This is a genomic window from Martinezella lusitana, assembly GCF_016901135.1.
GTDB lineage: Bacteria > Pseudomonadota > Alphaproteobacteria > Rhizobiales > Rhizobiaceae > Rhizobium > Rhizobium lusitanum_D.
In genome coordinates, this window is the sequence record NZ_JAFEVL010000073.1 from 382,708 (window position 1) to 396,304 (window position 13,597).

General features: G+C 59.0%; 12 protein-coding genes and 1 tRNA gene. 3 read left to right on the forward strand and 10 right to left on the reverse strand.

Features of this window, described 5'->3' with window-relative positions; genetic code table 11:
* Window positions 1–54: 54 nt before the first annotated feature.
* The 4 genes from JTP94_RS31560 to JTP94_RS31575 all read right to left on the reverse strand — a co-directional run bounded on the left by JTP94_RS31560 (window position 55) and on the right by JTP94_RS31575 (window position 7,169).
* Complete coding sequence (locus tag JTP94_RS31560) at window positions 55–3,849, reverse strand: vitamin B12-dependent ribonucleotide reductase (protein ID WP_204854298.1); 3,795 nt, start codon at window positions 3,847–3,849, stop codon at window positions 55–57.
* Between the two features lie 768 nt (window positions 3,850–4,617).
* The gene (gene gpt, locus JTP94_RS31565) at window positions 4,618–5,115 is read right to left on the reverse strand and encodes a xanthine phosphoribosyltransferase (protein ID WP_204854299.1); all 498 of its coding nucleotides are present in this window, start codon (window positions 5,113–5,115) and stop codon (window positions 4,618–4,620) included.
* Window positions 5,116–5,434: 319 nt separating this feature from the next.
* Window positions 5,435–6,280 carry a universal stress protein gene (locus JTP94_RS31570; RefSeq protein WP_204854300.1) on the reverse strand — a complete coding sequence of 282 codons (846 nt, stop codon included), beginning with the start codon at window positions 6,278–6,280 and terminating at the stop codon, window positions 5,435–5,437.
* A 115-nt stretch (window positions 6,281–6,395) separates the two neighbouring features.
* A complete protein-coding gene (locus tag JTP94_RS31575; protein WP_204854301.1) occupies window positions 6,396–7,169 on the reverse strand; it encodes a competence/damage-inducible protein A in 774 nt (257 codons plus the stop codon).
* Between the two features lie 240 nt (window positions 7,170–7,409).
* On the opposite strand from JTP94_RS31575, the gene wrbA reads away from it, so the two are divergent.
* Entirely contained in the window at window positions 7,410–8,009 is a 600-nt protein-coding gene (gene wrbA / locus JTP94_RS31580; protein WP_204854302.1) for an NAD(P)H:quinone oxidoreductase type IV, read from the forward strand.
* A 111-nt stretch (window positions 8,010–8,120) separates the two neighbouring features.
* Here wrbA and JTP94_RS31585 read toward each other — a convergent pair whose 3' ends face one another.
* On the reverse strand, window positions 8,121–8,759 hold the full coding sequence (locus JTP94_RS31585; protein WP_204854303.1) for a TetR/AcrR family transcriptional regulator: 639 nt from the start codon (window positions 8,757–8,759) through the stop codon (window positions 8,121–8,123).
* Window positions 8,760–8,977: 218 nt separating this feature from the next.
* Here JTP94_RS31585 and JTP94_RS31590 point away from each other — a divergent pair, with 218 nt between their 5' ends.
* Both JTP94_RS31590 and JTP94_RS31595 read left to right on the forward strand, forming a co-directional pair.
* Entirely contained in the window at window positions 8,978–9,883 is a 906-nt protein-coding gene (locus JTP94_RS31590; RefSeq protein WP_204854304.1) for an NADP-dependent oxidoreductase, read from the forward strand.
* An 8-nt stretch (window positions 9,884–9,891) separates the two neighbouring features.
* Window positions 9,892–11,088 (forward strand): TCR/Tet family MFS transporter, encoded by a 1,197-nt coding sequence (locus JTP94_RS31595; protein WP_204854305.1) that lies wholly within the window; start codon window positions 9,892–9,894, stop codon window positions 11,086–11,088.
* A gap of 39 nt (window positions 11,089–11,127) precedes the next feature.
* Here the strand turns inward: JTP94_RS31595 and JTP94_RS31600 are convergent.
* The 5 genes from JTP94_RS31600 to JTP94_RS31620 form a co-directional block, all read right to left on the reverse strand.
* Window positions 11,128–11,213 (reverse strand) — tRNA-Leu (locus JTP94_RS31600).
* An 81-nt stretch (window positions 11,214–11,294) separates the two neighbouring features.
* The gene (locus JTP94_RS31605) at window positions 11,295–12,377 is read right to left on the reverse strand and encodes a tyrosine-type recombinase/integrase (RefSeq protein ID WP_204854306.1); all 1,083 of its coding nucleotides are present in this window, start codon (window positions 12,375–12,377) and stop codon (window positions 11,295–11,297) included.
* A gap of 225 nt (window positions 12,378–12,602) precedes the next feature.
* Window positions 12,603–12,854 carry a hypothetical protein gene (locus JTP94_RS31610; RefSeq protein ID WP_204854307.1) on the reverse strand — a complete coding sequence of 84 codons (252 nt, stop codon included), beginning with the start codon at window positions 12,852–12,854 and terminating at the stop codon, window positions 12,603–12,605.
* Window positions 12,847–13,194 carry a hypothetical protein gene (locus JTP94_RS31615; protein WP_204854308.1) on the reverse strand — a complete coding sequence of 116 codons (348 nt, stop codon included), beginning with the start codon at window positions 13,192–13,194 and terminating at the stop codon, window positions 12,847–12,849. The genes JTP94_RS31610 and JTP94_RS31615 overlap by 8 nt, the downstream gene beginning before the upstream one ends.
* The coding region (locus JTP94_RS31620) for a hypothetical protein (protein WP_204854309.1) at window positions 13,191–13,597 on the reverse strand (407 nt) is incomplete at its 5' end. The genes JTP94_RS31620 and JTP94_RS31615, both read right to left, overlap by 4 nt.

The window sequence follows — 13,597 nt, forward strand, 5'->3', positions numbered from 1 at the left end:
TATGGCGCCGAGTCATACTTCATGGCACGGCACTAACCCCAACTAGGTGAATGCTCAGCTGCAGCCGCTCGTGCTTCCGCAGGTGTCGCACTTCTCGCAAGTCCCGTTCCGAACCATCGTGAAGTTCTGGCATTCCGTGCACATGTTGCCGGTGTAGCCCTGCATGATGGAGCGGGCGCGGCGTTCGGATTCCAGCTTCTTGGCAGCTGCCGCTTCGCTTGCGGCCTTGTCGGTGAAGAGGCCGGTGGATTCGGCGACTTCGCTGACAACTTCTTCTGCGATCTCTTCGGCCAGCTCCTTGGCGCGTTCCTCATAGTCGCGCTTGAAGGCGACGACTTCCGAGGTGGAGATGGCGGTCGCCGGTTCCAGCTTGCGCACCGTGTTGCCGGCAAAAGCCGTGACGGTCGCGAGCGAGGCTGCGCGTGCCGGGGCGGCTGTGGCAGCGCCCTTTACCTCGGCTGCCGGGCGCTCGCCGCTGGTTGGCACCAGCGTCGGCTTGTAGCCACGGGTCAGACCCTTTGAAAAGACATCGGCCTTGCCTTCCGATACGCCGCGGCCAAGCGCCGTATTGTTGAAGTCGGACGTATCGACATGGGCGAGGTCGTGACGGCCGAGATAGGAGATGGCCAGTTCACGGAACACATAGTCGAGGATCGACGTGGCGTTCTTGATCGCGTCGTTGCCGGTGACGATGCCGGCGGGCTCGAACTTGGTGAAGGTGAAGGCGTCGACATATTCCTCGAGCGGCACGCCGTATTGCAGGCCGAGCGAGACCGAGATAGCGAAGTTGTTGATGAAGGCGCGCAGCGCCGAGCCTTCCTTGTTCATGTCGAGGAAGATTTCGCCAAGGCGGCCGTCGTCATATTCGCCGGTGCGCAGGAAGATCGTGTGTCCGCCGATCTTGGCCTTCTGGGTGTAGCCCTTGCGGCGACCCGGCAGCTTCTCCTGCGTGCGTATGACCTTTTCGATCACGCGCTCGACGATCTTCTCGGTGATGGTGACGGCCTGGGCGGCAGCCGGAGCCTGCAGGAATTCCTCCATCGCATCCTCGTCGCTGTCGTCCTCGATCAGCGAAGAGTTGAGCGGCTGGCTGAGCTTCGAGCCGTCGCGATAGAGCGCGTTCGCCTTGAGGCCGAGCTTCCAGGACAGCATGTATGCGTTCTTGCAATCTTCGACGGTTGCTTCGTTCGCCATGTTGATCGTCTTGGAGATGGCGCCAGAGATGAAGGGCTGGGCAGCCGCCATCATGCGGATATGGCTCTCGACCGAGAGATAACGCTTGCCGATCTTGCCGCAGGGGTTGGCGCAATCGAAGACGGCGAGGTGCTCGTTCTTCAGGAACGGCGCGCCTTCCAGGGTCATCGCACCGCAGACATGGATGTTGGCGGCCTCGATGTCCTTCTTGGAGAAGCCGAGATGGTCGAGCAGGCTGAAGCTGATGTCGGCCATCTGCTCGTCGGAAACCTTGAGCACGCCCTTCAGGAAGTCGGCGCCGAGCGTCCACTGGTTGAAGACGAACTTGATGTCGAAGGCGCTTTTGAGGGCAGCGTTGACGGCGTCGATCTTCTCGTCGGTGAAGCCCTTGGCCTTCAGTGTCGAGGGGTTGACGGCCGGAGCCTGGTTCAGATTGCCATGGCCGACGGCATAGGCCTCGATCTCGGCGAGCTGGCTTTCGGAATAGCCGAGTGAACGCAGCGCTTCCGGAACGGCGCGGTTGATGATCTTGAAGTAGCCGCCGCCGGCGAGCTTCTTGAACTTTACGAGAGCGAAGTCCGGCTCGATGCCGGTCGTGTCGCAATCCATGACGAGGCCGATCGTGCCGGTCGGCGCAATCACGGTCGCCTGAGCATTGCGGTAGCCGTGCTTCTCGCCGAGTTCCAGCGCCTTGTCCCAGGCGGCCTTGGCATGGGCAACGAGATCCTTGTCCGGATTTTCGGAGTGGATCAGCGCCACCGGGTTGACCGACAGGCCTTCATAGCCCGAAGTCTCGCCGTAGGCGGCGCGACGATGGTTGCGGATGACGCGCAGCATATTCTCGCGGTTCGGCTTGAACATAGGGAACGTCCCGAGTTCCGACGCCATCTCGGCCGAGGTCGCATAGGCGACGCCGGTCATGATCGCGGTCAGCGAGCCGGCGATGGCGCGAGCTTCGCCGCTATCATAGGGAATGCCCGACGACATCAGCAGGCCGCCGATGTTGGCGTAGCCGAGGCCGAGCGTGCGATACTCATAGGAAAGCTCGGCGATGCGGCGCGACGGGAACTGCGCCATCATCACGGAGACTTCGAGAACGACGGTCCAGAGCCGGACGGCATGTTCGTAATCGGCGATGTTGATGCGCTTCGTCGCCGCGTCCTTGAAGGTCATCAGGTTCAGCGAAGCAAGGTTGCAGGCCGTGTCGTCGAGGAACATGTATTCCGAGCACGGATTGGATGCGCGGATCGGGCCGGCAGCCGGGCTGGTGTGCCAGTCGTTCATCGTCGTGTTGAAATGCAGGCCCGGATCGGCCGATGCCCAGGCGGCATAGGAGATCGATTCCCAGAGGTCGCGGGCTTTCAGCGTCTTGATGACCTTGCCGTCCTTGCGGGCCGTCAGGTTCCAGTCGCCATCGTTCTCGACGGCGCGCAGGAAGTCGTCCTTGATCGAGACCGAGTTGTTGGAGTTCTGACCTGATACAGTGAGATAGGCTTCCGAATCCCAGTCGGTGTCATAGGTCTTGAACTCGAGATCCTTGTAGCCCTGGCGAGCGAACTGGATGACGCGCTGGACGTAGTTTTCCGGAACCTGATCCTTCTTGGCGGCGCGGATTTCGCGCTTCAGGGCAGGGTTCTTGGCCGGGTCGAAGCAATTGTCGTTGTCGCCTTCGCAATTGACCGTGGCCTTCATGATCGCCTTCAGGTGCTTGGCGACGATCTTCGAGCCGGTGACCAGGGCGGCAACCTTCTGCTCTTCCTTGACCTTCCAGTTGATGTATTCCTCGATATCGGGATGATCGATGTCGACGACGACCATCTTGGCGGCGCGGCGCGTCGTGCCGCCCGACTTGATGGCGCCGGCAGCGCGGTCGCCGATCTTCAGGAAGCTCATCAGGCCGGAGGAACGGCCGCCGCCGGACAGCTTTTCGCCTTCGCCGCGCAGCAGCGAGAAATTCGAGCCGGTGCCGGAGCCGTACTTGAAGAGGCGGGCTTCACGAACCCAGAGGTCCATGATGCCGCCTTCGTTGACGAGGTCGTCCTCGACCGACTGAATGAAGCAGGCATGCGGCTGCGGATGCTCATAGGCCGACTTGGACTTGGTGATCTTGCCGGTGAAGGGGTCGACATAGAAGTGGCCCTGGCCGGGGCCGTCGATGCCGTAGGCCCAGTGCATGCCGGTGTTGAACCACTGCGGAGAGTTCGGCGCGACGCGCTGGGTGGCAAGCATATAAGCGAGCTCGTCCTGGAAAGCGGAGGCGTCTTCCTCGGACGAGAAATAGCCGCCCTTCCAACCCCAGTAGGTCCAGGTGCCGGCCAGACGGTCGAAAACCTCACGCGCATCGGTTTCGGAGCCGGTCTGTTGCTCTTTGGGCAAATCCTTCAGGGCAGCATCATCGGGAACGGAACGCCACAGGAACGAAGGAACGTCGTTTTCCTCGACCTTCTTAAGCTTGGCGGGCACGCCGGCCTTGCGGAAATACTTCTGCGCCAGAATGTCGGCGGCAACCTGCGAGAACTGCGCGGGCACATCGATATTCTCAAGGCGGAACACGATCGAACCGTCGGGGTTCTTGATCTCGCTGGTCGCCTTGCGGAATTCGATATCCGCGTAGGGTGACTGACCGGCCTTCGTAAAGCGACGTTCGATGCGCATGGTCCCAATCCTCATTCGTTGGCGCGCCTGTGGGGAGAACAGGGCGCAAAAATCCCAATCCGGCCTCGCGATTTCAACGCGCAGCCAGTCTTCAATCCGCTTTCAGACAGGAGGTGTCATCCGGAGATGGCCTTCCTGTATCTTGTGGTGATGGTGGCTGCAAACACTAAATATAGTATTAACAGCTTATTGCCGCCAGTCCCCGCATACGTTTTTTTGGCAGCATCGATATCGGCACAAAAACCCTCACGGCGGCCACCGGTCATGGTGCATCGCCCTGAATCCAAATCCGATTTCGAGTTGAGGACCAGCCCTCGTCATTCCATCCGGTCCAGTCGCCGCCGCAACGTCGTCCATTAACTTTGAAAGACCCGTTTTCGTCAAGGGGTGGTTTGAGAAGGATTGTTAACCACAATATCTTGTGGGCTTGTCTGTGGAAACTGGGGAAATGTCAGGAGATCAAAGGATTCAACAGCTTGTGGGCGGACGCTCGCCCATCGCTCGATCGGGGATGCGGTAAAATCCATCGCTGCGGGGGTCAAACGCGACAATATTGTGACCGTGACCCTGAAACCATTGGCGGCGAGGCAAAAGCATGCCGTGGTGTCTTATGATTCGCTGGGAAAGCCTTGAATCTCACATGTTCTCATCGTTTAGCATCCGCTAAATATAGTGGACGCCGCAGCGCCCACCTCTATTTCGATAGTCCGAGTCCCGCTTTGGTACAGCGGACAGAATCATTGCTGATTCGCGCGGCTTGCGCGGAATTCAGCCGCGATGACCCTTGGCGATCGGCTCCTGATAGGTGAAGCCCATGTCCCAGGGGAAGTAGATCCAGGTGTCCTGGCTTACCTCGGTGATGAAGGTATCGATGGTCGGCACGCCCTTGGGCTTGGCATAGACGCAGGCGAAATGCGCCTTCGGCAGCATGGCGCGGACTTCGACGGCTGTCTTGCCGGTATCGGTCAGATCGTCGATGACGAGGACGGCTTCGCCGCCGTTGACCGCCAGTTCCGGCGCAATGCCCTTGAGAAGGTTCATCTCCCCCTGGCTTGTGTAGTCGTGATAGGACGCGACGCAGACGGTCTCTATCACGCGGATATTGAGTTCGCGCGAGATGATAGCGGCCGGTACCAGGCCGCCGCGGGTGATACAGACGATCGCCTTGAATTCGCGGTTGAGGCCGGCAAGCCGCCAGGCAAGCGCGCGGGCATCGCGATGGAACTGATCCCAGGATACGGGAAAGGCTTTATCGGGCAGGGACATGGCAGCAGGCTCCGGGGCATGGAATAACGACGCGCCGGCGCTGCCGGCGACCCTGAGCAGACCCCCGCGGCGGGCGCGGACCATAAACCAAATCCGGAACGCGATTCGCTTGATATCGACTTGAACAGGATCTCATCCGGAAAAGAGCGATATGCCTTTCGGGATCATGTTCCATGGACCGCGCGAACGGTTCCCTGACGGGAATTCTGTCATCGGTCGCTGCTTTCTGCTGGATTTGCGGTCAAAAGGCAATAGCTGCCATGCAGCGAACCGGTGCAGTTTCCAGTGGGGAACCGTCTGGTTTAAGCGGCAAAGCCGATCAGCGGGCCAGAAGCGTCATCGCCGTCATGGATTGCAGCAATGTCCGCGTCGTGCCGCCGAAGATCATCTGCCAGAGCCAGGAATGCGTATAGGCGCCCATGACGAGCAGATCGATGCTGTTGTCGGCAAGGCGATTTTCGATGACTTGCGATGGCGTGGACTTGCCGGTACAGGCCGCCGTTTCGAATCTGGCGCGAACGCCGTGGCGCGTCAGCGCCGCCGCGATCTGAACGCCGCTTTCCTTCGAGGGGTGTGTGTCTCTCTCGGATGTGCTGACCGAAAGAATTTCCACGGAATCGGCGGCTTTCAGGAAGGGCAGGGCATCGAAGGTGGCGCGCGCCGCCTCCTTGGAGCCATTCCAGGCAATCAGCACGCGACGCACGGGTTTCGGCGTACTCAGGATATAGGGGATCAACAGTACCGGGCGGCCGCTATCGAACAGGAAAGTTTCGACATCGACCTGGGTGTCGGAATATTTGGACGGATCCGGTTGCACGGCAACCAGCAGATCGGCGCTGCGGGCACTTTCGACCAAGGGCTCGGTGCCGTAGCCGACGGTGCTGGTAAAGCTGCGCCATTCATAGTCGAGGCCGGCACCCTCCATCTTCGTGCGAAACAGCCGCTCGATTTCGATAGCCTGACTATGGGCGACATCCTGAAGCGCCTGCACGGCGACGGGATCCGGGATTTCCATCGGCGCCACGAGCGGCACGGTCGAGATGATTTCCGCATGCAGGCCGACAATGTGGGCGCCATGCTCCTTTGCGAAGGCCGCCGCAAAATCGGTGGCGATGCGCGTGTTGTCGGGATTGTCGAGAACGGTCACTATGGTTTTATAGGACATGACGTGATCTCCCATGCGGAGGGTTGGATCGCTTCATTATATCAGCATTCCGCATCGAAATAATGCGCTGAACCCGTTCATGGTTCCCTGATAAAATGCACGCCATCGTTGAACGTCATGCCTGGGCGGACTGATTTTCCTTGGCTTTCGACTGTCGGATGGCCTCGATCATCGCGCGCACTTCCGCTGCGACACTTTCAACCAGTTCGGCAGAGCGGGCTCTGACGACAATTTCGGTCGAGAAGGATTGGCCGATATAGCGCGGATAGGAACCGATGCTGGTATCCGGATGGGCTTTCTGGATGATGCCGAGCGGCGTGCCGATCTCACCTTCACCGTAAGGGCAGGAAATCGTGGTGGAGAGCATGCGCACACCGGTCCGAAGCGTCGGCACGACATTGTCGAGCATCGCCTGGAAAACCTGCGGCACGCCGGCCATCACATAGACATTGCCGATATTGAAGCCGGGTGCGGTCGAGACCGGATTGGCGATGTGGTTCGATCCCACAGGCATGCGCGCCATGCGCTGGCGGGCCTCGGTGAATTCCATCTCGCGCTTGGCATACATCTCAGCCATCAGCCGCATGGCCTCGGCATCGTGCTCGCAGGGCACGCCGAACGCCTTGGCGATAGCATCGGCGGTAATATCGTCATGCGTCGGGCCGATGCCGCCTGAGGTGAAGACATAATCATACGTGCCGCGCAACGCATTCAGCGCCGATACGATGGCGTCTTCATCATCCGCGACGATACGAACCTCCTTCAGATCGATGCCGGCAAGCAGCAGGATATCGGCGAGATGGCCGATATTCCTGTCCTTCGTCCGGCCGGAGAGCAGCTCGTCGCCGATGGCCAGCATGGCGGCGGTGACAATGGTTTCGTTTGTCATGAAAACATCCGTGAAATTGCGCAGCGGCGCGTTCGCAAAAGGTTCGAAATAGGTAGCGCCGTTTTTCGCGAATGCAAACTGTCGTTTTCACGGCCAGTGCTAGTCGCCTTGAGGCCGCGCAAGTGAATTTTCGTCTATAGGGGATGAACAGTGCGTTCCGGGCATGGGGGCTGCGCCCCCGTCTCATCACTGATAAAACTTGCCTCGACACTCAATGCGTCCAACAAACAGGAGACGTTCATGGCTAAGGTTTTGGTTCTTTACTATTCCGCCTACGGTCACATCGAGACGATGGCCTATGCCGTTGCAGAGGGCGCAAAGTCCGCCGGTGCCGAAGTCACCGTCAAGCGCGTGCCCGAGCTGGTGCCGGAAGAGGTTGCAAAGGCCTCCTACTTCAAGGTCGACCAGGAAGCACCGATCGCAACGCCGGACGAGCTGGCCGAGTATGATGCGATCATCGTCGGCGCCGGCACGCGTTTCGGCACGGTTGCCTCGCAGATGCGCAATTTCTGGGATCAGACCGGCGGCCTCTGGTTCGGCGGCAAGCTCGTCGGCAAGGTCGGCTCGGCCTTCACCTCGTCCGCCACGCAGCACGGCGGCCAGGAATCGACCATCCTCGGCTTCATCCCGACCTTTCTCCATCAGGGTATGGTCGTTGTCGGCCTTCCCTATGCCTTCCAGGGCCAGATGGGCACCGAGGAAGTCAAGGGCGGCTCGCCCTACGGCGCTTCTACCATCACCAACGGCGACGGCTCGCGTCAGCCTTCCGAAATCGAGCTGGAAGCAGCAAAGTTCCAGGGCGCCCATGTCGCCAAGATCGCTGCCAAGCTTTTCGCTTAATTCGAGTTTTGCATAACACCTAGAGAGAGGCGCGGCGAAAGCTGCGCCTTTTTCGTTGCGGATGACGAGCGACCAAAGCGCGCCGTGCGTTATTGGGCCGGAGTTAGTGGCTCAGGCGTAAGGCGTGCCTGCCAGTGCGGCTTTCAGGCCGATAGTTCCCTTATCGACAATAGCGAGAAAGGCGGCTTTCGCTTCCTCTGTATCTCGCGTCTGCCGAAAGGTCCGGTGAGCCTGGAGGAAGGCTACGGTCCACGTCGCCAGGAGCAGGCTAGCCGCCAGACCGGCATCGGGATCGGTAGGTTCTCGCCCTGCGCATTCTGATAGCGCCACCGCGACGAGCTGCGCGAGCTCGTCGCGTATTGCCCGAGCCCGAGCCTTGAGGGTTTCGCTGCGCTCGATCGTTTCTATAAAGCCTTGGCTCCTGGCGGAGAACTCGACATAAGGTTTCTGTTCCGCAACCAGTCGATGCGCGAGCAGACGCAACGTCTCGATCGGAGCGACGCTGATATCGCGCTGTCGCAAGGCTTCGCGCAGGGTCTCCCGACCCTCTTCATCGCGATCGAAGAACATGTCTTCCTTGCGGGGGAAGTGATTGAACACGGTCATCCGCCCGACATCGGCAGCCGCCGCGATTTCGTCCACCGTCACATTCTCGAAGCCGCGCTCCAAGAAGAGGCGGTCGGCAACTAGCGAGATCGCTCGTCGCGTGGCGAGGCGCTTACGGGATCGACGGTCGAGCGGCATTGACATGAAGCTCACGGTAGCAGGGTTTATGTACTGAGTACACTATCATTGACATGTGACTCTTAACGACGTATTTATGTACTGAGTACATATTGGAACGCGGTATAGATACGCGGCTGTGCGAGCCGGGCTCCTGCCTGCCGTCCCACCGATTTTGGGCGGTGGGCGCGTCGTTCTGCCGGAGCGTATGGCGCTTGGATCGCAGAAAACCGAAGGAGACATTCATGAAGGCAGTTCAGTTCAGCGAATATGGAGGCCGGGAGGTCGTGCATGTGGTCGAGACCGATGAGCCCCATGCCCGCCCCGGTCAGGTGCGGATTGCCGTCCGAGCCGCCGGGGTCAATCCCTCGGACTGGAAACGCCGGGACGGGCAATATCGCGATTTCGAGGAGGTGACATTTCCCTCGGGTCTCGGTGTCGAGGGATCGGGCATCGTGGACGAGGTCGGCCCAGGTGTGTCCAACGTCGCGGTCGGAGATGCCGTCTTCGGCTTCGGCGAAAACACGATGGCCGAATATGCGGTCCTCACACACTGGGCGCACAAGCCGGATGATCTGTCGTTCGAAGTGGCCGGCGGCCTGCCTGTGATCGTCGACACGGCTACACGCGCTCTGGATGAAGTGGGCGTCAAATCCGGTGAGACGCTTCTGGTGAGCGGTGCCGCAGGTGGGATTGGTTCGGCAGCTATCCAGTTTGCACACCTGCGCGGGATTACCGTCATCGGCACTGCGAGCGCGCCAAAGCATGATTATCTGCGCGGGCTCGGCGCCATCCCGACGACATACGGGCGGGGGCTGGCGGAACGCGTAGGAAAGCTGGCGCCCATGGGCATCGACGCAGCCCTCGATCTCGCCGGCTCTGGAATCATCCCGGAACTGATCGAAATTGTCGGCGATCCCTCGCGCGTTCTTTCCGTCGCCGACTTCTCGGCTGAAGAGTACGGCGCGAAGTTTTCTCACGGGCCTCCGAAAGACCCGGAGCGGATCTTTGCCGATGTTGCTCGGCTTTATTCCCTAGGCCTTTTCCGCTTGCGCGTGGAACAGACTTTTCCGCTTGAGCAAACGGCAGCGGCACAGGACGTCAGCGCCAAGGGGCGCGTGACGGGCAAACTCATTATTTCCATGGATTGAAACCTATTATGAACAAACCCCTTATCGTTATCTTCGCCGCAATCTGTCTCGACGCAGTCGGCATAAGCCTCATCTTTCCTATTCTCCCGCGCCTTCTTGAGGATGTGACGCACACCCACAATATCGCGCCCTATATCGGGATCATGACTGCGCTCTATGCCGTCATGCAGTTCATCTTCGCGCCTGTGCTCGGCGCTTTGAGCGACAACCTCGGCAGACGTCCTGTGCTGCTCATTTCGCTCGCGGGCGCGGCGATCAATTACGTCATCATGGCGTTCGCGCCGCAGCTTTGGATGCTGCTGCTTGGCCGTGCCATTGCCGGCCTGACCAGCGCCAATATCTCCGTGGCAACGGCCTACATCACGGACATTTCGTCCGAGGACAGGCGAGCCCGTCGCTTCGGCCTGTTAAACGCGATGTTTGGCATCGGTTTCATCATCGGGCCGGTTCTCGGCGGATTGCTCGGCGATTATTGGCTGCGGCTCCCTTTCATCGCGGCCGCCGTTCTGAACGGATGCAATCTGCTGCTGGCGCTGTTCATCCTGCCTGAATCTCGCAGCCCGTCCGGCCAGAAGATCGATCTGGCCGTGTTCAACCCGCTTCGGCCGCTGCGTTGGGTCTTCTCGATGAAGGGGCTTCTGCCCATCGTCCTCGTGTATTTCATCCTGAGCGCCACCGGCGAGTCCTACGGCACCTGCTGGGCATTGTGGGGCTTCGACACGTTCCAGTGGAATGGCCTCTGGATCGGTCTTTCGCTGGGCATGTTCGGTATCTGCCAAACGCTGGTGCAGGCATTCTTGCCTGGCCCTGCGACCAAGCTGCTCGGCGAACGCTGGGCCGTTGTCGTCGGGATCGCCTTCGCCTGCATCGCTCTTGTCGCCATGGCTTTTGCCAACCAAGGCTGGATGGTGTTCGCCATCATGCCGATCTTCGCTCTCGCCGGCATCGGCACACCGGCGTTTCAAGCGCTGGCGACCCGGCAGGTTGATCCGGCGCGCCAAGGCCAGCTCCAGGGCGTGCTGACATCGGCCATAAGTTTGGCCTCCATTATCAGCCCGCTCGTATTCTCGACATTCTACTTTGTCGTCCAGAAGGCGTGGCCCGGAGCCATCTGGCTCTCGGTGGTCGTCATCTATGGAATCGCGGTCCCGCTGGTTTTGCTCGGCACACGGACTGCCGGCTCTACGCAGCCCGCGAGCGTGTAACGTCAACAACAATCTGATCTAGCGAGAGAAATCTTTGAATGGTGCGGACGACGGGGGTCGAACCCGTACAGCCAAAGGCCGAGGGATTTTAAGTCCCTTGCGTCTACCAGTTTCGCCACGTCCGCGTGCTTTGTATTTCAAATACTTACGCCATTTAGTCAAGTGGATGTTTTGCAGTAAATCCGTAGCGTTTTGCAAAACCTGTTCTATTGCTGTTCTGCAGACTTCCGATTTTTACCGGCGAATGCCCTGATAACTTTCGTCTCATTTTCGACATGACGGGTGTAATGAGCACCCATCCTCTCGGACTTGTCCCCGAGCGCGGCCGCGACTCCTGCGGTGTCCGCCCCATGCCGGCTTAGATCGGCCGCATAGCTCGTCCTGAGCCCATGCAGGGTCGTTCCGGGCCCCACATTCCCCAATGCTTCCTGATCTCTCAGATAGTGGCTAACAGACGTCTGCATCTGTTTTTCGTCAATCCAGGGCGTTCCGTCTTGCCGCGTGCATATCATCAGTGCGCTGCGATCAAGGCTGTCAAGGTGTTGCTGTAATTCCGGAACGATCGGAATCATGACGTTTTCCTGATTCTTCTTCGTGACCTTCCGAAAGCAAGCGAATCCGGCTGAATGTGTGCCGATGTCCTTCCACCCCAATTTTACAATTGTTTGACCTCGATAGCCTGCATAACGGGCGATCATCATGGGGGTGAGGAGATAGCGTGGCGCGTTCTCCATTACGAATTCCCATTCTTGGGGAAGCCATTCACGATTCGCGTTCGGATCTGCGCTATGGGCTTTGTCGAGGCCGAGTGCGGGGTTCATTGCCATCTTGCGGCGTTTTACCGCCTGGCTGAACATGGAGGAGAGCGCCGACACCATTTTGTCGGCAAAGCGGCCCTTCTTCTCCTTGGCGCATCTATCACGGATATCATAGATATCAGCCTGCGTGATGTCGCCGACGAGGTAATCGAATTCCGGGCGTAGATAGGTGAAAGCCTTCGTATAATCGTCCTTCGTCGCCTGAGATAACGTCTGGTATTTTGAACAGTCGTTCTCAAACCAATGTACGAGGGATCCGAGTGTCCCTTCGTCATAGGTGCGGTTTTTGCTCACCAGCCGGCGCGCGTTGTATTTTGCGATGAAATCCGGCATCGCCAAGCGCTTTTCCAGCTCGTCTCGCGTGCCACCGAAGCCGCCGAGCAGCTTTTCCTTGGTCTCGCGCACGTAGACATACCATTTCCCACGCGCCTTGATGACGTTAAGCCCTTCGAGCTTCACTTTCACCACCATTCAGCCGGTCTCCGAACTTGCGCTTTGGAGCGGCATTTTGCTTGTTAGGGTCCATGGATACTAGCCACTCGTCAAGGCGCTGACGAAGATATCGCTCCCCCCTTGTGGATTGTGTGTATTGAATCGGTCGAACTGGACAAATCCTCTTGAAAAGCTCGACGCAACAGCCGCAATATGCCGCCGCTGTTTTTTGATCCATCGCTGCCGGCCAATAAGGGATGTCGCTCATTTCCCCTCCCTGCCTATGTTGTCTCTTTGTTCTGGGATAGGATTGGGGGAGGAACGGTTTACGGATGCCCTGATTTCAAACGCCGGCTTCATCAAATCCCGCGAGGTAAACCAGATCGCCGTTTCAGTACCATCCTCATGTTGGAACGACAGAAACCACCGCGAATTGCCCATATGCTCTAGGTGCGCTCCTTTGGTAGAGACAATCTCGTCGAGCTTACCGTCTATGAATTCGCGCCGGTCAGCCATTCCCCACCTCCTTCTCCTTGCGATAGATGGCGATGACAGCGCGAGCTTTCCGAATATCACGATGTTTTATGCTGTAGGCTGCATCAGTGTCTTGGATGTTCTCGTTGTCGGCGCATCGCATCAGATCCTTTGCAGATGCAAAGGGTTCCAGCGCCTTCGCCATCTCGTCGCACAGGGCCTTGAGGGAGTCGGAACGCTGGCGCTCCACTAAGAGGGCCTTGGCGATCACCTCTATGTCGTCGTCGGTCATATAAGGGGTGTAAGCATCGTCAACGCTCAGATAGATGCCGCGAGCGCAATCGTAGGCAGCCTGCATGATGTCGACGGGGATCTCGCTCATGGCTTCTCGCTCCCTTCGTCAGAGGGTATTGAAGGAGGAGTGAGAACGGCGGCGCGGCGATAAAGACCGTTGTATTCAAAGCCGTTATTGATTGCAGCCTGCTCCGATCGCGTGAGGTAAACTCCGTTTTCGGTGTCGAGAACTTCGAACGCTGCAGGCCTCTTCTCAAGCGGATATATTGCCGCCAGATACGCTTCAACAGCCGCCTTAGCCATGGCGAAGTTACGTTCGCGCTCGACGAATTCGGAGGCAGTTGCCGACGTCGGGAAAATGTGTGTGCTTCCATCGGGCAGCGTTGCCGTGTGTTCGGCAACATCATCGACCAGACGCGTTAGATTGATCCTATACCCTATCTCAGCGTCTCGCATGGCTTCTGCGGCGGCTAGGAGGGCGGATTCGTTCA

Bases quoted from the DNA above. Each gene is read 5' to 3' on its own strand.
- gpt (WP_204854299.1), bottom strand. From the start codon at position 5,115: ATGTCCCTGCCCGATAAAGCCTTTCCCGTATCCTGGGATCAGTTCCAT.
- JTP94_RS31605 (WP_204854306.1), bottom strand. From the start codon at position 12,377: ATGGTGGTGAAAGTGAAGCTCGAAGGGCTTAACGTCATCAAGGCGCGT.
- JTP94_RS31590 (WP_204854304.1), top strand. From the start codon at position 8,978: ATGAAGGCAGTTCAGTTCAGCGAATATGGAGGCCGGGAGGTCGTGCAT.
- JTP94_RS31570 (WP_204854300.1), bottom strand. From the start codon at position 6,280: ATGTCCTATAAAACCATAGTGACCGTTCTCGACAATCCCGACAACACG.
- JTP94_RS31585 (WP_204854303.1), bottom strand. From the start codon at position 8,759: ATGTCAATGCCGCTCGACCGTCGATCCCGTAAGCGCCTCGCCACGCGA.
- JTP94_RS31595 (WP_204854305.1), top strand. From the start codon at position 9,892: ATGAACAAACCCCTTATCGTTATCTTCGCCGCAATCTGTCTCGACGCA.
- JTP94_RS31615 (WP_204854308.1), bottom strand. From the start codon at position 13,194: ATGAGCGAGATCCCCGTCGACATCATGCAGGCTGCCTACGATTGCGCT.
- JTP94_RS31610 (WP_204854307.1), bottom strand. From the start codon at position 12,854: ATGGCTGACCGGCGCGAATTCATAGACGGTAAGCTCGACGAGATTGTC.
- wrbA (WP_204854302.1), top strand. From the start codon at position 7,410: ATGGCTAAGGTTTTGGTTCTTTACTATTCCGCCTACGGTCACATCGAG.
- JTP94_RS31560 (WP_204854298.1), bottom strand. From the start codon at position 3,849: ATGCGCATCGAACGTCGCTTTACGAAGGCCGGTCAGTCACCCTACGCG.
- JTP94_RS31575 (WP_204854301.1), bottom strand. From the start codon at position 7,169: ATGACAAACGAAACCATTGTCACCGCCGCCATGCTGGCCATCGGCGAC.